Consider the following 20,790-nt stretch of genomic DNA (forward strand, 5'->3'; position numbering starts at 1 on the left):
CCCGTCTTCCGAGACCGGTCGCCGCCCCCCGGCCCCGCGCCCGCGGGGCCGCCCCCCCCCCCCCCCCGCCTGTTGAGACATGGCCGAACCGGTCCGGTGTGCCGGACCAGTCCGGTGTGCGGATCCGATCCGGTCGGGTCAGGCCTTTCGGGCCCGCGTGGTCTTCTTCGCGGGAGCCGCCTTCTTCGCCGCCGTCGTGGCGGTCTCCTTCGCCACCGTCGTGGCGGTCTTCTTCGCCGCGGCCGCCTTCTTGGTGGCCGTGCTGTTGACGGTCCGGGTGGCGGTCTTCCGCGCCGTCGTCCCGGCGGCGACCGTCTTCTTGGCGGCCGTCTTGCGCGGGGCCTTCATGGGAGCGGCGTCGCTGATCCGGTCGGCGCCGAGGACCTCGCGCAGGAACTTGCCGGTGTGGCTGGCCGGAACGCCGGCGACCTCCTCGGGCGTGCCCTCGGCGATCACGAGGCCACCGCCGTTGCCGCCCTCGGGTCCCATGTCGATGACCCAGTCCGCGGTCTTGATGACATCGAGGTTGTGCTCGATGACGATGACCGTGTTGCCCTTGTCGACCAGACCGGACAGCACCGTGATGAGCTTGCTGATGTCCTCGAAGTGCAGGCCGGTGGTCGGCTCGTCGAGGACGTACACGGTGCGGCCGGTGGAGCGCTTCTGGAGCTCGCTGGCGAGCTTGACGCGCTGCGCCTCACCGCCGGACAGTGTCGGCGCGGACTGGCCGAGCCTGACGTAGCCGAGGCCGACGTCGTTGAGCGTCCTGAGGTGACGGGCGATCGCGGGCACCGCCTCGAAGAAGCCGAGCGCCTCCTCGATGGGCATGTCCAGGACCTCGGAGATGGACTTGCCCTTGTAGTGGACCTCCAGGGTCTCCCGGTTGTAGCGCGCCCCGTGGCAGACCTCGCAGGGGACGTACACGTCCGGCAGGAAGTTCATCTCGATCTTGATGGTGCCGTCGCCGGAGCAGTTCTCACAGCGGCCGCCCTTGACGTTGAAGGAGAAGCGGCCGGGCAGATAGCCCCGCACCTTCGCCTCGGTGGTCTCGGCGAACAGCTTGCGGACGTGGTCGAAGACGCCGGTGTACGTCGCCGGGTTGGAGCGGGGCGTGCGGCCGATCGGCGACTGGTCGACGTGCACGACCTTGTCGACGAGATCGTCGCCGTCCACGCGCGTGTGGCGCCCCGGCACGTTCCTCGCGCCGTTCAGCTCGCGGGCCAGATGCGTGTACAGGATGTCGTTGACCAGGGTCGACTTGCCGGATCCCGATACGCCGGTGACGGCGGTGAGGACGCCCAGCGGGAAGGACACGTCGATGTCCTGGAGATTGTTCTCGCGGGCGCCGTGCACCGTGAGCCTGCGGCTCGGGTCCGCGGGGCGGCGGACGTCCGGGGTCGCGATCTCCCTCTTGCGCGACAGGTACTGACCGGTGATCGACTCGGGGTTGGCGAGCAGCTCCTTCAAGGGGCCGCTGTGCACGACCTTGCCGCCGTGCTCACCCGCGCCGGGACCGATGTCGACGACCCAGTCGGCGACCTTGATGGTGTCCTCGTCGTGCTCGACGACGATGAGCGTGTTGCCCATGTCGCGGAGGCGGACGAGGGTCTCGATCAGTCGGTGGTTGTCACGCTGGTGCAGACCGATGGAGGGCTCGTCGAGGACGTACAGGACGCCGACGAGTCCGGAACCGATCTGGGTGGCCAGGCGGATGCGCTGGGCCTCGCCGCCGGAGAGGGTGCCGGCCGCGCGGTTCAGCGACAGATAGTCGAGGCCCACGTCGACCAGGAAGCGCAGCCGTTCGTTGACCTCCTTCAGGACGCGCTCGGCGATCTTCTTGTCGCGGGCGTTGAGCTTCAGCTTCCCGAGGAAGTCGGCGCAGTCGCTGATGGACATCGCGGCGACCTCGGCGATGGACTTCTCCATGACCGTGACCGCGAGGACCAGCGGCTTCAGGCGCGTGCCCTCACAGGTGGGGCAGGGCACCTCGCGCATATAGCCCTCGAAGCGCTCGCGGCTGGCGTCGCTCTCGGACTCGCTGTGGCGCCGCTTGACGAAGGGGACGGCTCCTTCGAAGGGCGTGGTGTACACCCGCTCGCGGCCGTACCGGTTGCGGTAGCGGACCTCGATCTGCGTCTTGTGACCGTAGAGCAGGGCCTTCTTGGCGCGCTGCGGCAGCCCGGCGAACGGGATGTCGGTCCGGAAGCCCAGCGCGTCCGCGAGGGCGCCGATCAGCCGGCCGAAGTAGTCCTTGGTGTGTCCGTGCGACCAGGCGTGGATGGCGCCCTCGTCCAGGGACTTGTCCTCGTCCGGGACGATCAGCTCGGGGTCGACCTCCATCCGCGTGCCGATGCCCGTGCACTCGGGGCAGGCGCCGAACGGCGAGTTGAAGGAGAAGGAGCGGGGCTCCAGTTCCTCGAAGGAGAGGTCGTCGTACGGGCAGTACAGGTGCTCCGAGTACATGCGCTCGCGGTCGGGGTCGTCCTCGGGGAGGTCGACGAAGTCGAGCACGACCATGCCGCCGGCCAGTCCGAGGGCGGTCTCCACGGAGTCGGTGAGACGGCGCTTGGCGGAGTCCTTCACCGTGAGACGGTCGATGACCACCTCGATGGTGTGCTTCTCCTGCTTCTTCAGGGTCGGCGGCTCACTGAGCTGGATCGTCTCGCCGTCGACCCGGGCACGGCTGTACCCCTTGGTCTGGAGGTCGGAGAAGAGATCGACGAACTCTCCCTTGCGCTCGCGCACCAGCGGCGAAAGGACCTGGAAGCGGCTCCCCTCCGGGAGCTCCAGCACCTTGTCGACGATGGCCTGCGGCGACTGGCGCGAGATGGGACGGCGGCACTCGGGGCAGTGCGGCTTGCCGATGCGCGCGAAGAGCAGCCGGAGGTAGTCGTAGACCTCGGTGATGGTGCCGACCGTCGAGCGCGGGTTGCGCGAGGTCGACTTCTGATCGATGGAGACGGCCGGGGAGAGACCCTCGATGAAGTCCACGTCCGGCTTGTCCATCTGGCCGAGGAACTGCCGGGCGTACGAGGAAAGGGACTCCACGTAGCGCCGCTGGCCCTCGGCGAAGATCGTGTCGAAGGCGAGGGAGGACTTGCCCGACCCCGACAGGCCCGTGAAGACGATGAGCGAGTCGCGCGGGAGGTCGAGCGAGACATTCTTCAGGTTGTGCTCGCGCGCTCCACGGACGATGAGACGGTCGGCCACGCCGGTCCGTACCTTTCTTGAGAGAAGTGACAGGGGCCGAGGGCCCCCGTCTTCTCAGACTAGGGCGAGCCACTGACAGCGCCGGTTGCTTTCGCTGGTTCACAACAATCCCGGACCCTCCAGCATGCCCGACGCCACGATCGAGCTTATAGCACGCGCATTCGATTTACGGGGCCGGCCGACCAGCTTCACCCGAACGTGTGGCGGGGCTAGGGTCGACCTCATGATGGATCATGTGCGCGACCTGGCGTCTGTACGTGACGCGACGGAACGACTGCTCACCGCGGTCACCAAACTGGACAACGCCGCCGTGGCCGAGCCGTCACGGCTTCCCGGCTGGAGCCGTGGACATGTGCTGGCCCACCTGTCCCGCAACGCGGACGCCCTGGTGAACGTCCTGGAGGGGCGGCCCATGTACGCCTCCGCGAGCACCCGGGACGCCGACATCGACCGGGACGCCCCGCGTCCGCCGGCGGCACAGCTCGCCGACCTCCGGGAGAGCGCGGCCCGCTTCGACGGGACGGGAGCCGCTCCCGCAAACTGGTCCCGCACGGTGGCACTGCGCAACGGCGTCACCGACTCCGCGGCCCGGGTACCGTTCCGGCGCTGGGTCGAGGTCGACCTGCACCACGTGGATCTGGGCATCGGCTACGAGCTGGAGGATCTGCCGGAGGAGTTCGTGACCCGGGAGATCGACTTCCTCGCGGAGCGGTTCGCCGGCCACAAGGACGTGCCCCCCACCGCGCTCGGCACCGGCGACGGCCGGTCGTGGACCACCGGCGGCGGCGCCGAGGGCGGACCGGTCGAGGTCCAGGGCCCGGCGGCCGACCTGCTCGGCTGGCTCTGCGGCCGCCGCGACGGCTCCGCTCTGACGGTTCGCGGCGACCGGCTTCCGGCGCTGCCTCCGCTATAGGCTGCCGTCATGACGTACAGCGGAGCGGTGACGGTCGGCGGCCCGGCCGACGTGCACGAGCTGCCAGACCTGATGATCTCCAAGGTCGCGGTCGGACCCATGGACAACAACGCGTATCTGCTGCGCTGCCGGGCCACCGACGAGCAGCTCCTGATCGACGCGGCGAACGAGGCCTCGACCCTGCTCACCCTGATCGGTGACGACGGCATCGCGTCCGTCGTGACCACCCATCAGCACGGCGACCACTGGCAGGCGCTCGCCGAGGTCGTGGCCGCCACCGGCGCGCGTACCTACGCGGGCCGGGACGACACCGACGGCATCCCGGTGCCGACCGACGTCCCTCTCCAGGACGGCGACACGGTCAGGGTGGGCAACGTGGAACTCACCGCGCGCCACCTGGTCGGGCACACACCGGGCTCGATCGCCCTCGTCTACGACGACCCGCACGGACACCCGCACGTGTTCACGGGCGACTGTCTCTTCCCCGGCGGCGTGGGCAACACGCGCAAGGACCCGGAGGCCTTCGCGCAGCTCATCCACGACGTCGAGACGAGGATCTTCGACGTACTGCCGGACGAGACCTGGGTGTACCCCGGCCACGGCAACGACACGACGCTGGGCGCCGAGCGCCCGCATCTGCCGGAGTGGCACGCGCGCGGATGGTGAACAGCACGGGCGGCACGCGGGGCGCGAGGCCTCGCGTGCGCCCCGTGTGAACCGAGCGCACACGCTGGTGCCTCACACGCGCTCCCCCGTCCTTCACCGGTGCAGTCCACTGGAGGCGGCCCCGCGCAGGATGACGGCTCCTGCGCGGCAGGGCCGCCGGCCCCCGATCCCGCCCTCGGCCGGCGGCCCCGGCCCCACTCCCCCGCCGCCCCTGGCGGTGACCGGACCGGGTGCGCGGGGCGGCTGTGACCGCAGCGTTCACAGGACTGCAACACGCATTCCCACCATGCGGACAATTACCGCTGTGACCTGGACAGTTGACCGCGTTCGCTGCCACTCTCCGGCCATGTACCGACCCCAGCGCGCCCTGCGCCCCGCCGCCTCCGCCTGCACCGTCGCCCTGCTCGCCCTCGCCGTCGGCTGTGCCCCGCAGCCGGAGAGCAAGGCCTCCGGCAAAGCCTCCGGGAGCACCGCCGGGAGCTGCGCCAAGGGTTCGTTGAGCACGCGGACCACCGGCAAGCTCACCGTCGCCACCGACGAGCCGGCGTACGAACCATGGTTCAAGGACGACAAGCCCGCCACCGGAAAGGGCTTCGAGTCCGCGGTGACCTACGCCGTGGCGAAGCGGCTCGGCTATGCCGACGCCGATGTCGTCTGGCAGAGCGTGCCCTTCAACAAGGCCTTCGCCCCCGGTGCGAAGACCTTCGACTTCGACATCAACCAGGTGTCCATCAGCTCCGAGCGCCGGAAGGCCGTGGACTTCTCGTCCGGCTACTACGACGTGCGCCAGGCTGTCATCGCGCTGAAGGGCTCCAAGGCCGCGAAGGCGACGAGTCTCGCGGACCTCAAGGATCTGAAGCTGGGCGCACAGGTCGGCACCACCAGCCTGGACTACATCGACGACGTGGTGAAGCCGACCCGGCAACCGGCCGCGTACGCGAAGAACGACCAGGCCAAGTCCGCCCTGAAGAACGGCCAGGTCGACGCCATCGTCACCGATCTGCCGACCGCCTTCTACATCACGGCCGCCGAGGTGACCGACGCGAGGATCGTCGGGCAGTTCGAGAACAGGGGCGGCACGCCGGAGCAGTTCGGGCTCGTCCTCGACAAGGGGAGCGCGCTGACCTCCTGCGTGACGAAAGCGGTGGACGCCCTGCGCGCGGACGGCACGCTCGCGAAGATCGAGAAGCAGTGGCTGTCCGAGGCAGTCGACGCCCCGGTGCTCAAGTGACAGCGATGACGGAGCAGCCGGGAGAGGACGCCTCCGGCGAAGAGGCGTCCTCGGGGGGCGCGCGCGGCGGGGGCGTGCTCGGAGCGGAGGTGCCCGAAGGGAGCCCGCCCGAACGGGACCTGCCCGGTGGGACGACGCCCGGACGGAACGAGGCGTACGTCCCGTCGCGGCGAAGGATCGAGCGCGAGCGCCACAGGCGCGGCCGGGCCCGCCGGTCGGCGGCCGTGGCCGCGTTCTCCACCCTCGTCACGGCCGTCGTGCTGTACCTCGTCGTGGTCAACGCCCCGGGCTGGCCGCGCACGAAGGAGACGTTCTTCGACGCGTCGTTCGCGCGTGAGGCCCTCCCCAAGGTCCTCGACGGACTCTGGCTCAACCTCCGGCTGTTCGCGGTGTGCGGCGTCCTGGTGCTCCTGCTGGGCACCCTGACAGCCGTGGCGCGCACACTGCGGGGGCCGGTGTACTGGCCGGTTCGCGTCCTCGCCACGGCGTACACGGACTTCTTCCGCGGCCTGCCGCTGATCATCTGTCTCTCGATCGTCGTGTTCGGCGTACCCGCGCTCCGGTTGCAGGGCGTCACCACGGACCCCGTCCTCCTCGGCGGCGCGGGCCTGGTGCTGACGTATGCGGCGTACGTCGCTGAGGTCGTCCGCGCCGGCATCGAGTCCGTGCATCCCTCGCAACGGGCCGCGGCACGCTCGCTGGGCCTCACCGCACGGCAGACCCTTCGCCATGTGGTGCTGCCCCAGGCCGTCCGGCGTCAGGTCCCGCCGCTCCTGAACGACATGGTGTCCCTCCAGAAGGACACCAGCCTCGTCTCGATCGGCGGAGCGGTGGAGGCGATGCGTTCCGCGGACGTCATCGTCGGCCGCAGCCTCAACTACACGGCCTACATCGTCGCGGCGCTGCTCTTCGTGGCCCTGACCATTCCCATGACGCGTTTCACCGACTGGGTCACCGCCCGCATGGACCGGCGCCGCGGCCAGGGAGGCATCGTATGAGCACGGCATCCGCACCCGGCGGGCCCCTGCTGCGGATGGAGTCCGTCCGCAAGACCTTCGGCGACTCGGTCGTCCTGCGGGACGTCGATCTGGAGGTCGCCCCGCACACGGTCACCACGCTGATCGGCGCGTCCGGCTCGGGGAAGTCCACACTGCTGCGCTGCGCGAACCTCCTGGAGGAGGTGGACGACGGAGCGATCTGGCTGGACGGCGAGGAGATCACCGACCCGCGGACCGACCAGGACCGGGTGCGCCGGCGGATCGGCGTCGTCTTCCAGGCGTACAACCTGTTCCCTCACATGACCGTGCTGGAGAACATCACCCTCGCCCCGCGGCGCGTCCACGGGGTGGGCCGTGCGGACGCCGAGGCGCACGCGCGTGAGCTGCTCGAACGGCTCGGGCTCGGCGCCAAGACGGCCGAGTACCCGGACCGGTTGAGCGGTGGCCAGCAGCAACGGGCCGCGATCGTCCGCGCCTTGGCCGTACGTCCCAGGCTGCTCCTCCTCGACGAGATCACCGCCGCCCTCGACCCCGAACTCGTGGGCGAGGTCCTGGACGTCGTCCGCGATGTGAAGGAGGACGGCATGACCATGGTGCTGGCCACCCACGAGATGGGCTTCGCACGCGAGGTCTCGGACCAGGTCTGTTTCCTGGAGGACGGCGTGATCCTGGAGCGCGGCACGCCCGAACAGGTCTTCGGCGACCCGCGGAAGGAGCGCACGCGGCGCTTCCTCAGGCGGACCGTGGACGCGGGACGCGGGTGACCCGGGGGCGTCCGCGGATCAGGGCGGACGCCGCCTCCGAGGTGGGGGAAACGGTCGGGTCTCCGACCGGAACCCGCGCTGCTCAGGTGTCCGCCCGCCCCGTTCCTGCGAGCGCCGCCACCCGCTCCACCGCGAACGCGTATCCCTGCACGCCACAGCCCGCGATGACCCCGTCGGCCCGCAGTGAGACATACGAGCGGTGCCGGAACTCCTCGCGCTGATGGATGTTGGAGATGTGGACCTCCACCACCGGAAGTCCGTCACAGGTGTTGAGCGCATCCAGGATGGCGACAGACGTGTGCGAGTACGCGGCCGGATTGATCACGATCCCCGCGTGGTTCAGCCGGGCCTCGTGGATCCAGTCCACCAGCTCGCCCTCGTGGTTGGACTGCCGGAAGTCCACCGTGCCGCCGTGCGCGGCCGCCGCCTTGACGCACAGCGCCTCGACGTCCGCCAGCGTGTCGGAACCGTAGATCTCCGGCTGCCGCTGCCCGAGGAGGTTCAGGTTGGGGCCGTTGAGAACCATGATCGGGGCGTTGGCGAGGGTGCGGGGCACGTTTCCTCCGGTCCATCGGGTCTGCCGGCCCGTCAAGGACCGCTGTCCGGACCCGGTTTATCACGGTGCGCCGAAAGCGGGACGGCTCGTACGCTCTCGCCATGACGACGCCCGCGTACCCTCCCAAGCCCGTACCCGGTGACCGGATAGCCGTGATCTCGCCGTCCAGCGGACTGCCCGGCCTCCTGCCCCTCCCGTACGAACTGGGCCTGGAGCGGCTGCGCAAGGAGTTCGGCCTGGAACCGGTCGAGTACCCGGCGACCCGGAGGATGGGGTCGACTCCGCGGGAACGGGCCGACGACATCCACGCGGCGTTCGCCGATCCCGCGGTCAAGGCGATCCTCGCGTCCATCGGCGGCGACGACCAGATCACCGTACTACCGCTGCTGGACCGCGAGTTGATCCGCGCGAATCCGAAGCCGTTCTTCGGATACAGCGACAACACGAACCTCCTCGTCCACCTGTGGAACACCGGAATCGTCGGCTATCACGGCGCGACGGTGATGTGCGAGCTCGGCCGGCCCGGTGCCATGGACCCGCTGACCGCGGAGTCGCTGCGGGCCGCCCTGTTCACGTCCGGGCCGTACGAGCTGCGTCCCGCCGACCGCTTCCGCCAGGTCGACGCCCCCTGGGAGCTGCCGGAGAGCTTCCTGGCCGAGCCGAGGACCGAGCCGGGCACGGGCTGGACCTGAATCCGCCCGGACCGGGTGGTCGAGGGCCGCTCCTGGGGCGGCAACATCGAGATCCTGTCGTGGCTGTTGATGGCCGACCGCGAGATCGCCCGTGGTCCTTCCGTGTACGACGGTCACGTGCTGTTCCTGGAGACCTCGGAGGACATGCCCGGGGCCGACGACGTCTTCCGGATCCTGCGCTCCATGGGCGAGCGCGGCCTGCTGCGGCGGTTCCCGGCTCTCCTCATGGGCCGTCCGAAGGCGTGGTCGTTCAAGCGGCCCCTCGAACCGGAAGCCAGGGCCCGCTACGCCCGGGAGCAGCGCGAAGCGGTTCTCCGTGCCGTCAGCACCTACGCCCCGGACATGACGGTCGTCTTCGACGTGGATCTCGGTCACACCGATCCGCAGCTCGTCATCCCCTACGGAGGCGTGGTCCGGGTCGACGGCCCGGCCCGGCGCATCACCGTCACCTACTGACGCATACCGCGCTCCCGCACGCCCCCGTAACCGGCGATCACTGTGGGTAGTTGATCCGGCATGCACGACGTACGCACCGTAAGGGCACCCTCCATGCTGCGGCTCGCCGCCGCCTCGCTCACCGGCACGGCCATCGAGTTCTACGACTTCTTCGTCTACGGCACCGCGGCGGCGCTGGTTCTCGGACCGCTGTTCTTCCCGACGTTCTCGCCGCTGGCGGGGACACTGGCGGCCTTCGGGACGTTCGGCGTCGGATTCGTGGCCCGTCCACTCGGCTCGATGCTGTTCGGGCACATCGGGGACCGGCGCGGGCGACGGCCGGTGCTGCTGGCCTCGCTGCTGCTGACGGGCGCCGCGACCGTCGCCGTCGGCTGTGTTCCGACGTACGACCGCATCGGTGCGGCGGCTCCCGTGCTGCTGCTGGTGCTGCGTTTCCTGCAGGGGCTCGGACTCGGCGGCGAGTGGGGCGGGGCGGTGCTGCTGACGGCCGAGCACGCGCCCCCTGGGCGGCGCGGGCTGTGGTCGAGTTTCCCGCAGATGGGTCCGTCCCTGGGGTTCGTGCTGGCCAACGGCGTGATGCTGGCGCTGTCGTCGACGCTGTCCGACGCGCAGTTCGCGCAGTGGGGCTGGCGGGTGCCGTTCTGGGCGGCGGGGGTGCTCGCGGCGGCGGGGCTGTGGCTGCGCCGCTGCGTCGAGGAGACCCCGGGATTCCTCGCCATGGACGACCGCGCGCGTGTGCCGCTCGCCGAGGTGGTGCGCGACCACTGGCGGCTCGTCCTGCTGACGGCCGGCGGACTCGCCGTCGGCTACGCCGTCTTCTACACGGTGACGACGTGGGCGCTCGCCTACGGCGTCGACCGGCTCGGCGTGAGCCGCACGGTCATGCTGACCTGCATCATGGCCGCGGTGGTGGTGAAAGGCTCACTGACACCCCTGGTGGCCCTGCTGGGGGACCGTTACGGACGGCGGCCGCTGTGCATGGCGGGCTGCGCGGGCGCCGCGCTGTGGATGTTCCCGATGATCGGGCTGCTGTCGACCGGCGAACCCCTGCTCATGTTCCTCGGCTTCCTGGTGGCGCTGATCGCCTTCGTCACCATGTTCGCGGTGATCGCCGCGTATCTGCCGGAGCTGTACGAGCCGCGGGTGCGCTGCACGGGCGCGGCCCTCGGCTACAACCTGGGCGGGGTCCTCGGGGGCGCCCTCACTCCGCTCGTGGCGACGGCGGTGGCGAGCGGGGAACGCGTGCCGTGGGGTGTGGCCGTCTATCTGACCGGGATCGCGCTGCTGAGCCTCGGATGCTTCGCGCTGCTGCCGGAGACCCGGCCGGTGCCGAGGCTGACGGTCGTTCCCGTCGCGGAGTGACTGCCGGTCAGGGGTTGACGGCCAGTTCCAGATAGGCGGCGAACACGACCAGGTGAACGCCGCCCTGAAGCGGGGTGGCCCGCCCGGGAACGACCGTCAGGGAGCTCACGACCACGGTCAGCGCGAGCAGCACCATCTCGGTCGGGCCGAGGCCGAGAACGAGTGGTCCGGAGAGCCAGACCGAGGCCAGGGCGACGGCGGGGATGGTCAGTCCGATGCTGGCCATCGCGGAGCCGAGGGCGAGGTTCAGGCTGGTCTGCACCCGGTCCCGGCGGGCGGAGCGCAGCGCCGCGATGGTCTCGGGGAGCAGCACGAGCAGCGCGATGATCACACCGACCACGGAGTGCGGCATGCCGGCCGCCTCGACCCCGGACTCGATGGTGGGCGAAACACCCTTGGCGAGGCCGACGACACCGACCAGGGCCAGCCCGAGGAGCCCCAGGCTGACCTTGGCCTCGCGGGCGGACGGCGCGTCGGCGTGCTCGTCCACGTCGATGACCTTGCCCTGCTGGGTGATCGGCAGGAAGTAGTCCCGGTGCCGTACGGTCTGGGTCGCCACGAACAGGCTGTACAGCACCAGGGAGGCGACCGCGGCGAAGGTGAGTTGGGCGGTGGAGAACTCCGGGCCGGGCTTGCTGGTGGTGAAGGTCGGGAAGACGAGGCTGAGTGTGGCGAGCGTCGCGACGGTCGCCAGGGCGGCTCCGGTTCCCTCGGCGTTGAACACGGCGAGCCCGTGGCGCAGTGACGCGACGAGCAGACACACGCCGACGATCCCGTTGCAGGTGATCATCACGGCCGCGAACACCGTGTCACGGGCCAATGTCGAACTCTTGGCGCCGCCGTCCGCCATCAGGGTGACGATGAGGGCGACTTCGATGATCGTGACGGCGACGGCGAGGACGAGGGATCCGAAGGGTTCCCCCACCCGGTGGGCGACCACCTCGGCGTGATGGACCGCGGAGAGTACGGAACCCGCGAGGACCAGGGTGACCAGCGCGACGACCGCGGCCGGCAGATCGCGCCCCCAGGTGAGGGCCAGCAGCACCACCGCGATCACGGGCACCACGACGGTCCACCGCGTCACGAGTGACCTGAGCCGAACGATCATGCCGCGATCGTCGCAGTGGAAGCCGTGCCCCGCACTCCGGCGGCGCGCCCCGCGCCCTCGGCACGGTGCACGTTCCCGGCATGGGTCAGGCCACGGGGCACGTTCCGGAATTGCGGCGGTCGGGCCGGAAGGGGCGCCGGGAGCGGTGGCGGCCGGTGTTCCGCGCGCCGCTCCCGGGGGTGGCCGTCGCCGCGTCCGGCACGGTCAGGCGTCAACGCTCTCCTTCGAAGCGCTCTCGGCCCGCTCACGCGCCGCCTGCTTCCGGGTGGCATGCAGGCTGGTGATCGTGGTGACCACGAGGACCGCGCAGATCACGCCGAGCGAGACCGGGATGGATATCTCGGGAACATGGACGCCGGACTCGTGCAGCGCGTGCAGGACGAGCTTGACGCCGATGAACCCGAGGATGACCGACAGGCCGTAGCTGAGGTGGACCAGCTTCTTGAGCAGGCCGCCGATGAGGAAGTAGAGCTGTCGCAGACCCATCAGCGCGAAGGCGTTGGCCGTGAACACGATGTACGGGTCCTGGGTCAGGCCGAAGATCGCGGGGATCGAGTCGAGGGCGAAGAGCACGTCGGTGGTGCCGATCGCGAGCATCACGACCAGCATCGGCGTCATGACGCGCTTGCCGTTCCGGCGGATCCACAGCTTGGTGCCGTGATAGCGGTCGGCGACGCCGAACCGCCGCTCTGCGGCCTTGAGAAGCCTGTTCTCCTCGAACTCCTCCTCGTCCTCGTCGGCCCTGGCCTCCTGGATCAGCTTCCAGGCGGTGTAGATGAGGAACGCGCCGAAGATGTAGAAGACCCAGGCGAAGTTCGCGATGATCGCGGCGCCTGCGGCGATGAACGCCGCGCGCAGGACGAGGGCTATGAGGACGCCCACGAGGAGCACGCGCTGCTGGTACTTCGAGGGCACCGCGAACTTCGCCATGATCAGGACGAAGACGAAGAGGTTGTCGACGCTCAGCGACTTCTCGGTGATGAAGCCGGCGAAGAACTCACCGGCCGGCTGTCCGCCGCCGAAGAGGAGCAGTCCGAGTCCGAACAGCCCTGCGAGGGCGATCCAGACGACGGTCCAGATTCCGGCTTCCTTGATCGATACGTCGTGCGGCTTGCGGCCGATGAAGAAGTCGACCGCGATCAGTGCGGCCAGCCCCACGATGGTCAGGACCCACAGGGTCAGGGAAACATTCACTGCGCCTCCGGCAGTACGTAACGGCAGATTTCAGTCGTTCGCCACCGGAGGTCTCTTCCACCCGAGGCCGCTGAGGCGCTGGATGCGCCCCGGAGTCCGCGGGCCGACGTCCCGGGATCTGACTCGATCCGTATTGACGGGTGCGTCGCAGCAGATAGGGAGTACTCCCCTCCGAATGGAAAAAGAGTACCCGAATCACCAAGAAAAGGTAAAGGGGAAAGTAAAAGAAGAGCCAAGTTCCCTGGTCAAAGGGCTTTACGGTTGCTTGGTGAAGCGGTCGGGCACCTGCGGCCCGAAGCTTCGCGAGGGGTCAGGAGCGCCTGGAACGGGTCAGCGGTCCCACGATCGGCGGGCCGCCGCGACCGCCGCGAGGACCTGATGGAGCACCTGGCTGTTCGCGGGGACGAGCGAGGGCTCGTACGTCCACGCGTGCCCGACCCACGGATCGGCGAGGTGGTCGTCGGGCACCGGCGTGATCCTCAGCAGCGACCGCCACAGCGGATCGAGCAGCGGTCCGTACGCCGCCGCGTCCTCCCGGTCGGCCACCATCATCAGATGGACGCCGACCGCCGGTCCCTCGTCCGCCAGGTAGCGGAGCTGGGTGACGGCGCGGTCGTCGAAGCCGTGCGGGAAGTCGTTGACGATCAGGAGCTGCTCGGCGGTGTCGAGACCCGGGGGCAGCGAGTCTGCCGCTCCCCCGCGCAACGCCATCTGCACCAGGTCGACGCGCTGGGTGAGACGCTGCAGTACGTCCGCCACGCCCGTGGCACCCGCGGCCGGAGGGGCGGCGAGCACCCCGGACTGCGTGAGGGGCGCCAGGGACGAGGCTCCGGTGCCGGCCGGGTCGATGACGTGCACGGTGAACTCGCCCGGGGGATACACGGCGAGCAGCCGGGCCGCATGCGCCACGGCCGTGTCCATGGCGAGGCGGCGCACCTGGTCGGAGTCGGCGAGCGTGCCCTCCAGGGAGGTGCGACCACTGTCGATCCACAGGCCGCGCTCCAGCGGCAGACGCACCAGCATGGGAATGCTCAGGTTCTCCGTCTCGGGCAGACGGAGGTCGCCGAGCCGGAGCGCCATGGGTATCTCCATGGGGGCGCGGTAGCCGTGCCAGACCGGGTTGTCCCAGCGCGCGTAGGCCATCGGCAGCGCGGGCTCCACGACCTCGGCCTCGGCGGTGAGCTGGGCGAGGTCACGGTCGAGAGCGGCCCGTGCCTGGTCGACGAGCTGTGCGTGCTTGGCACGGGCGGTTTCGCGGGCCGCGTCGCCCTGCCCCCCGATCCGGCTGCGCGGGTCGGAGAGGACCTGGTCGAGCTCCTTCTCCATGCGGGAGTCGGCGAAGTCGACGGCGCTGCGGTAGGCGGCGATAGTCCTGGCCAGGTCCTCGAACATCCCCCACACCTGGTTGTACAGCCGCTCCTCCATCGACCAGCCGGTCGCGTCCCCCGCGACGGGCTGCGCGGGCTGTCCGGGCTGGGCCGGTGGAGCGGTGGGCGGGGGCGGAGCGGAGGTCTGCCGCCCGGGGTGGCTGTAGTCGACCGGGCCGGCGGCGCCGGGCGACGGCGACTGGGTGACCGGGGAGGGGTCGGCCTGTGCGGGACCTCCCGGGTGACCGGTCCCCGGAGCCGTGGCTCCCTGCGGACCGGGCGTGTACGGGCTCTGCTGCGGTGGCACGGCCCCCGAGGTGCTTTGGGGCCCGGGTCCGGCGTACGGCTGATCCGGGCCCGGCGCCGAGGCGGCGGCCTGTCGGGACCGGTCCGCCTCCGGGGTGCGGGGCGGAGGCGCCGCGACCGACCGCGCCAGGCCCTGGGCCACCGCTTCGTTGATGCTGCCCGCGAGCTGCCGGGCCTCCGGAAGTCCCTGGTCGGTGAGGAGTTCGGCGAGACCGCCCGCGTAGCCCTGACCGACCGCGCGCACCTTCCAGGCGCCCTGCCTGCGGTAGAGCTCCAGGGCCACGACGGCGGACTCGGCGTCCAGTCCGGTGAGGGTGTAGCTGGCGACCTCGTGACCGTCGAGGCCGGTGACCGCGACGAAGGGGGCGGCGACGGCGCCGAACCGGACAGGTCCACCGACGCTGGTGGGCAGCGCGAGCAGCACACTGACCCGGTGCACGGCCTGGGGCAGGGCGTCCAGGTCGAAGGCCAGCCGGTGGTCGGCCGCCGCCTGCTTGGACACCTCGAGCCCGGGAAGCGTGGGCGCGCCCGGGTGGGCCACCCACTCGACGCCCCGGACTCTGCCCTGTTCGTCGCTGAGCGTGGCTCCGGCCACGATCCGCTTCCCGGCCGAGACACGGATCTCGAGACGGACCTGAGGGAGCGGGTGGTTCTGCCCCCTGACCAGCTCGGCCGTCATCGTCTTGTCCCCCTATGTCGCTGTGTGCAGTGTGCGTCGGCCGCTCAGAGGTGCGGCAGGATGGCGGGCATCAGGTCCTGGAACGTGCGGCCGTTGGCCGGCGTGCCGAGGGCCGTCATCTGCCAGCCGGTTCCGGAGCGGTGCACCTTCGCCATGATCTGGGCCGTGTACTGGCCGCCGCCCGCCAGCGTGTAGCGGGCGAGTTCCTGGCCGTTGGTCTCGTCGACCAGACGGCAGAACGCGTTCTGCACTTCCTGGAAGGTCTGGCCCGTGAAGGAGTTCACGGTGAAGATGATCTGGTCGATGTGGACCGGGACGCGCTGCAGGTCGACGAGGATGGCCTCGTCGTCGCCCCCCTGGCCCACGCCGCCGACGAGGTTGTCACCGGTGTGCCGCACCGAGCCGTCGTCGCTGACGAGGTGGCGGAAGAACACCACGTCTACGGGCTGCTTGTCCGCGAAGAGCACGGCGGACGCGTCGAGGTCGATCTCCCGGGTGCGCGAGCCGAACAGGCCGCGCCGGGGAGCCGCCTGCCAGCCGAGTCCCATACGGACCGCAGTCAGCGTGCCCCCGTCGTTCTTCTGCAGATTGATGGCCTGACCCTTGGTCATGTTGACCGTCACGCGCTGTTCCCCTCTCGAACTGTCCCCTGTTGCCGCGGAGTCCGCGGATGAACAGAACCCTACGCAGCGGCACTGACAGCGCCGAACCCTGGGGCGGACTTTGTGTCGGTCTTGCAACACACCGCGCGTCGTGCCGGGGGGGCGACGCCCTCAACGGAACCGTCAGGCGATTCCCGCCTCCTTCATCTGCCGCAACTCCTTCTTCATCTCGGACACCTCGTCGCGCAGCCGTGCCGCGATCTCGAACTGGAGGTCGGCCGCGGCGGCGCGCATCCGTTCCGTCATGTCCTCGATCTGCTGCGCGAGTTCGGCCGCGGGACGGTCGGTCGGCACGGCGTCCTTGGCCTTGGCGGACTTGGCGGCGCGGGTCGCCTTGGCGCCCAGCGCGGGCACCGGGGCCTTGGCTCCCTTGCCGTCCTTCGCCTTGCGGTAGCCGGAGCCGAGCAGCTCCTCGGTGTCGACGCCCTCGCGGGCGATCTGCGCGACGATGTCGTTGATCTTCTTACGGAGGGGCTGCGGGTCGATGCCCCGCTCCTTGTTGTACGCGATCTGCTTCTCCCGGCGGCGGTTGGTCTCCTCGATGGCCTTCTCCATCGCCGGGGTCATCTTGTCCGCGTACATGTGGACCTGGCCGGAGACGTTGCGCGCCGCGCGGCCGATGGTCTGGATCAGGGAGGTCCCCGAGCGCAGGAAGCCCTCCTTGTCGGCGTCGAGGATCGCCACCAGGGAGACCTCGGGCAGGTCGAGACCCTCGCGCAGCAGGTTGATGCCGACCAGGACGTCGAACTCGCCGGCGCGCAGTTCGCGCAGCAGCTCGACGCGGCGCAGGGTGTCGACGTCGCTGTGCAGATAGCGCACCTGGATGCCCAGTTCCAGGAAGTAGTCCGTGAGGTCCTCGGCCATCTTCTTGGTGAGCGTGGTGACCAGGACGCGCTCGTCCTTCTCGGTGCGCTGCCGGATCTCGTGCACCAGGTCGTCGATCTGGCCCTGGGTGGACTTGACGACCACCTGGGGGTCGATCAGGCCGGTGGGGCGGATGATCTGTTCGACGTAGCCGTCCGAGCGGGAGAGCTCGTACTTCCCCGGCGTCGCGGAGAGGTAGACGGTCTGGTCGATGCGCTGCTGGAACTCCTCCCATTTCAGAGGGCGGTTGTCCAGGGCGGAGGGCAGCCGGAAGCCGTGGTCGACGAGGGTGCGCTTGCGGGAGGCGTCGCCCTCGTACATCGCGCCGATCTGCGGAACGGTGACGTGCGACTCGTCGATGACGAGCAGGAAGTCGTCCGGGAAGTAGTCGATCAGCGTGTTCGGCGCGGAGCCGGGTTCACGGCCGTCGAAGTGCATCGAGTAGTTCTCGACCCCGGAGCAGGAGCCGATCTGGCGGAGCATCTCGATGTCGTACGTCGTCCGCATGCGCAGGCGCTGGGCCTCCAGGAGTTTGCTCTGCTTCTCCAGCTCGGCGAGACGCTTCCCCAGTTCCTTCTCGATGCCGTTGACGGCGCGTTCCATGCGCTCGGGACCCGCCACGTAGTGGGAGGCGGGGAAGACGTAGACCTGGTTGTCGTCGCTGATGACCTCGCCGGTGAGCGGGTGCAGCGTGGACAGGGCCTCGATCTCGTCGCCGAACATCTCGATGCGGACCGCGAGCTCCTCGTAGACCGGGAAGATCTCGATGGTGTCGCCGCGGACCCGGAAAGTGCCGCGGGCGAAGGCGACGTCGTTACGGGTGTACTGGATGTCGACGAAGCGGCGCAGCAGGTCGTCGCGGTCGACCTCGTCGCCGACCTTGAGGTTGACCATGCGGTCCACGTACTCCTGCGGAGTGCCGAGGCCGTAGATGCAGGACACCGACGCGACCACGACGACGTCGCGGCGGGTCAGCAGCGAGTTGGTCGCGGAGTGGCGCAGGCGCTCCACCTCCTCGTTGACCGAGGAGTCCTTCTCGATGTAGGTGTCCGACTGCGGGACGTAGGCCTCGGGCTGGTAGTAGTCGTAGTACGACACGAAGTATTCGACCGCGTTGTTCGGCAGCAGCTCGCGGAACTCGTTGGCGAGCTGGGCGGCCAGCGTCTTGTTCGGCGCCATGACGAGCGTGGGGCGCTGGAGCTTCTCGATCATCCACGCGGTGGTGGCGGACTTGCCGGTGCCGGTCGCGCCCAGCAGGACGACATCCTTCTCGCCTGCGCGGATGCGCTTCTCCAGGTCGGCGATGGCCTTGGGCTGGTCACCGCTCGGCTGGAAGTGGCTGACGACCTCGAAGGGCGCCACCGAACGTTCGATCTTGGATACAGGCCGCATGGATCCACCGTACGACCCCGCACTGACAACCGGGCCGGTTCACCTGCTCTGCGGGGTCCGGGAGCGGCGGTACGCGCGTTCCCGCACGGCGCGGACGGCCGGACGGCGGCCGTTGTGCACGGGGACGGTATGGGCCGGGACGCCCGGCCGCCTGATCTCCGCGGGACGCCGTTCCGGCTTGCCCACGACCATCTGCGGATCGAACACGACGACGACGCCCGCCAGACAGAGGAGAGCCAGGGGGCCGATCATCATGGGGGCGAGCAGGGCGGCCGCCGAGTCCCCGGCGGGGGTGCCGTCGGCCGGGCCGTGCAGGTGGACGCTGAGCGCCGCCATGCCGGTGTAGTGCATGCCGCTGACGGCCAGCCCCATGACGAGGCTCGCGCCCACGCTCCAGAGGAATCCCCGTACCTGCCCGGCGGCCCAGAGGGCGGCGATGGCGGCCACGACGGCGATGACGACCGAGGCGGAGACGGTGAGGGTGTTGTAGGTGAGCCTCCCGTTGAGCCGCATCCCGGCCATGCCCAGGTAGTGCATCGAGGCGATGCCCAGGCCGGTGACGGTCCCTCCGGTGAACAGCGCCGTCCCGGTGGCGCCCTGGTAGCCGACGATGAAGATCCCGGCGCCGACCATCACGACGGCGACGCCCAGACTCGCGAACGTCGTGGGCCGGTCGTAGTGGACGGGGCTCTCCTCGACCGTGAAGCCCATCATCGCGATGAAGTGCATCGTCCAGATGCCGGAGGCGATCGCGACCGAGCCGAGCGCGAGCCAGCCGGCCCGCCACGAACCGCCGACGAGCATGGATCTGGCGGTGCAGCGAAGACCCAGCGCCCCGCCCAGGCAGGCCATGAAATACGCCACCAGCGGTGTGACGAGTCCGTAGGTGAAGCCGTCGACCGTGCCTCGCATGCGCGGCTGCCTTTCCCGCCCTGTAACGCCTGGAACCGTCCGAAACACCCCCGCGGCCCGGACCGCCGGAGCGGACCTGGTTGAGGCTGAGAGTACGACCCCACCGGAATGGTCGAACGATAATCCTGCAAACAATCACGACCTCTCCCCAGTTGTGCGGTGGCGGCGGGCCGACTTGGACAACTCCATTCAATCCGCGGCCATCTTCCTGCCCCCCTCCGTCGACTCTCTGCTGTCAATCTTGTGCTGTCCGTGATCGCCCGACGCGAGGAGAACGCATGCACGCGCGCGTTGCCGCCGCCACGACCGCCGCGCTTCTTGGGGGAGCCGTTTTGATACTGCCCGGCCCGCACGCCAAGGCCGGCGGCCGGATCACGGCACCGCTGGTCGTCGCCCACCGCGGCGCCTCCGCCTACGCTCCGGAGAACACCCTGGCCGCCGTCGACCGGGCGGCCGAGCTGGGCTTCGACTGGGTCGAGAACGACGTGCAGCGCACCCGCGACGGCCAGTTGATCGTCCTCCACGACGCCTCACTGGCCCGCACGACCGACGCCGAGACGGTCTATCCCGGCCGAAGCCCATGGGACGTCAAGGACTTCACCGCGGCGGAGATCACCCGTCTGGATGCCGGAAGCTGGTTCGGCCCGCGGTTCGCGGGAGCGAACGTTCCGACGCTGCGGGAGTACATGGAGCGCGTCTCGCGCAATCACCAGAAACTCGTCCTGGAGATCAAGAATCCCGAGCTGTATCCGGGCATCGAGTGGCAGACGCTCCGGCTCCTGAACAACCAGGGCTGGCTGGATCCGGTGCATCTGCGGGACAGGCTGATCGTCCAGAGCTTCAGCGCGGACAGTGTGCGGACCGTGCACCGGCTGCGGCCCGGCGTCACGACGGCCTTCCTGGGGACACCTCCGGTCGCGCGGCTGCCCTGGTACGCGCGGTTCGCCGACCAGATCAACTCCGATCACCGGTCGCTGTCCCCCGACTACGTCGCGGCGGTCCACGCGCTCCACGGTCCGCACGGCCCGATGAAGGTCTTCGCCTGGACCGTGGACGACGCGGCCACCGCGCGGACCCTGGCGGACTTCGGCACGGACGGCGTCATCACGAACACGCCCGATGTGATCCGCGCGGCTCTGCCCTAGGGGCCTGTCCGAGGCGCGGACGGTTCCGGATGCGTCCCGGGCGTTGTCAGTGGCGGGCCGTACGGTGGACCGCATGAACAGCCACGGGCGGAATGAGCAGCAGATCGTGTGGTCCGTCGTCGGCACGGACATCGGTCCGCTGCTCCTCGCCGCGACGCCCCACGGCCTGGTCAACGTCGTCTTTCACGCCTCGGACACCGTGCGCGACAAGGCGCGCGACCGCCGCGCGTCCACAGGGGGGCCCGCGCCGCGCCAGGCGCCCCGGCCCCCCCGGAGGGCCCGCGCGCGAAGTCAGTTGGAGGGCGACAATACA

General features: G+C 69.9%; 15 protein-coding genes and 2 pseudogenes. 9 read left to right on the forward strand and 8 right to left on the reverse strand.

Going from position 1 to position 20,790, the window contains the following annotated elements; all coding sequences use genetic code 11:
- Window positions 1-138: 138 nt before the first annotated feature.
- A complete protein-coding gene (uvrA, locus tag ACFXGX_RS29005; protein ID WP_384796526.1) occupies window positions 139-3,210 on the reverse strand; it encodes an excinuclease ABC subunit UvrA in 3,072 nt (1,023 codons plus the stop codon).
- A 223-nt stretch (window positions 3,211-3,433) separates the two neighbouring features.
- On the opposite strand from uvrA, the gene ACFXGX_RS29010 reads away from it, so the two are divergent.
- The 5 genes from ACFXGX_RS29010 (at window position 3,434) to ACFXGX_RS29030 (ending at window position 7,782) form a co-directional block, all read left to right on the forward strand.
- On the forward strand, window positions 3,434-4,123 hold the full coding sequence (locus tag ACFXGX_RS29010; RefSeq protein WP_384796528.1) for a maleylpyruvate isomerase family mycothiol-dependent enzyme: 690 nt from the start codon (window positions 3,434-3,436) through the stop codon (window positions 4,121-4,123).
- A gap of 9 nt (window positions 4,124-4,132) precedes the next feature.
- Window positions 4,133-4,789, forward strand: coding sequence for an MBL fold metallo-hydrolase (locus ACFXGX_RS29015; protein WP_384796530.1), 657 nt, complete (start codon window positions 4,133-4,135; stop codon window positions 4,787-4,789).
- Between the two features lie 346 nt (window positions 4,790-5,135).
- Window positions 5,136-6,020 (forward strand): ABC transporter substrate-binding protein, encoded by an 885-nt coding sequence (locus ACFXGX_RS29020; RefSeq protein ID WP_384796532.1) that lies wholly within the window; start codon window positions 5,136-5,138, stop codon window positions 6,018-6,020.
- A 5-nt stretch (window positions 6,021-6,025) separates the two neighbouring features.
- Window positions 6,026-7,018 (forward strand): amino acid ABC transporter permease, encoded by a 993-nt coding sequence (locus ACFXGX_RS29025; RefSeq protein WP_384796534.1) that lies wholly within the window; start codon window positions 6,026-6,028, stop codon window positions 7,016-7,018.
- Window positions 7,015-7,782: an amino acid ABC transporter ATP-binding protein gene (locus ACFXGX_RS29030; RefSeq protein ID WP_384796536.1), complete on the forward strand. Its 768-nt coding sequence runs from the start codon at window positions 7,015-7,017 to the stop codon at window positions 7,780-7,782. The genes ACFXGX_RS29025 and ACFXGX_RS29030 overlap by 4 nt, the downstream gene beginning before the upstream one ends.
- An 82-nt stretch (window positions 7,783-7,864) precedes the next feature.
- Here the strand turns inward: ACFXGX_RS29030 and aroQ are convergent, their stop codons facing one another.
- Complete coding sequence (gene aroQ, locus ACFXGX_RS29035; protein ID WP_384796538.1) at window positions 7,865-8,338, reverse strand: type II 3-dehydroquinate dehydratase; 474 nt, start codon at window positions 8,336-8,338, stop codon at window positions 7,865-7,867.
- A gap of 101 nt (window positions 8,339-8,439) precedes the next feature.
- On the opposite strand from aroQ, the pseudogene ACFXGX_RS29040 reads away from it, so the two are divergent.
- Together ACFXGX_RS29040 and ACFXGX_RS29045 are read left to right on the forward strand one after the other, a co-directional pair.
- Window positions 8,440-9,486, forward strand: a pseudogene (locus ACFXGX_RS29040) (S66 peptidase family protein).
- Window positions 9,487-9,546: 60 nt separating this feature from the next.
- Window positions 9,547-10,848, forward strand: coding sequence for an MFS transporter (locus tag ACFXGX_RS29045; RefSeq protein WP_384796540.1), 1,302 nt, complete (start codon window positions 9,547-9,549; stop codon window positions 10,846-10,848).
- A 7-nt stretch (window positions 10,849-10,855) separates the two neighbouring features.
- Here ACFXGX_RS29045 and ACFXGX_RS29050 read toward each other — a convergent pair whose 3' ends face one another.
- The 6 genes from ACFXGX_RS29050 to ACFXGX_RS29075 form a co-directional block, all read right to left on the reverse strand.
- Entirely contained in the window at window positions 10,856-11,956 is a 1,101-nt protein-coding gene (locus ACFXGX_RS29050; protein ID WP_384796542.1) for a calcium:proton antiporter, read from the reverse strand.
- 204 nt (window positions 11,957-12,160) lie between these two features.
- Window positions 12,161-13,150 carry a TerC/Alx family metal homeostasis membrane protein gene (locus ACFXGX_RS29055; protein WP_384796544.1) on the reverse strand — a complete coding sequence of 330 codons (990 nt, stop codon included), beginning with the start codon at window positions 13,148-13,150 and terminating at the stop codon, window positions 12,161-12,163.
- 330 nt (window positions 13,151-13,480) lie between these two features.
- Window positions 13,481-15,502, reverse strand: a complete 2,022-nt coding sequence (locus ACFXGX_RS29060; protein WP_384796546.1) for a TerD family protein — start codon at window positions 15,500-15,502, stop codon at window positions 13,481-13,483.
- A 44-nt stretch (window positions 15,503-15,546) separates the two neighbouring features.
- On the reverse strand, window positions 15,547-16,125 hold the full coding sequence (locus ACFXGX_RS29065) for a TerD family protein (protein ID WP_384796548.1): 579 nt from the start codon (window positions 16,123-16,125) through the stop codon (window positions 15,547-15,549).
- A 162-nt stretch (window positions 16,126-16,287) separates the two neighbouring features.
- Window positions 16,288-18,420: an excinuclease ABC subunit UvrB gene (gene uvrB, locus ACFXGX_RS29070; protein ID WP_384796550.1), complete on the reverse strand. Its 2,133-nt coding sequence runs from the start codon at window positions 18,418-18,420 to the stop codon at window positions 16,288-16,290.
- Window positions 18,421-18,459: 39 nt separating this feature from the next.
- On the reverse strand, window positions 18,460-19,332 hold the full coding sequence (locus ACFXGX_RS29075; protein WP_384796552.1) for an MHYT domain-containing protein: 873 nt from the start codon (window positions 19,330-19,332) through the stop codon (window positions 18,460-18,462).
- A 278-nt stretch (window positions 19,333-19,610) separates the two neighbouring features.
- On the opposite strand from ACFXGX_RS29075, the gene ACFXGX_RS29080 reads away from it, so the two are divergent.
- Window positions 19,611-20,477 (forward strand): glycerophosphodiester phosphodiesterase, encoded by an 867-nt coding sequence (locus tag ACFXGX_RS29080; RefSeq protein ID WP_384796554.1) that lies wholly within the window; start codon window positions 19,611-19,613, stop codon window positions 20,475-20,477.
- Between the two features lie 73 nt (window positions 20,478-20,550).
- Window positions 20,551-20,790, forward strand: a pseudogene (locus ACFXGX_RS29085) (cysteine methyltransferase); the annotation flags it as partial.

The organism is Streptomyces sp. NPDC059371 (genome assembly GCF_042751995.1).
Lineage (GTDB): Bacteria > Actinomycetota > Actinomycetes > Streptomycetales > Streptomycetaceae > Streptomyces.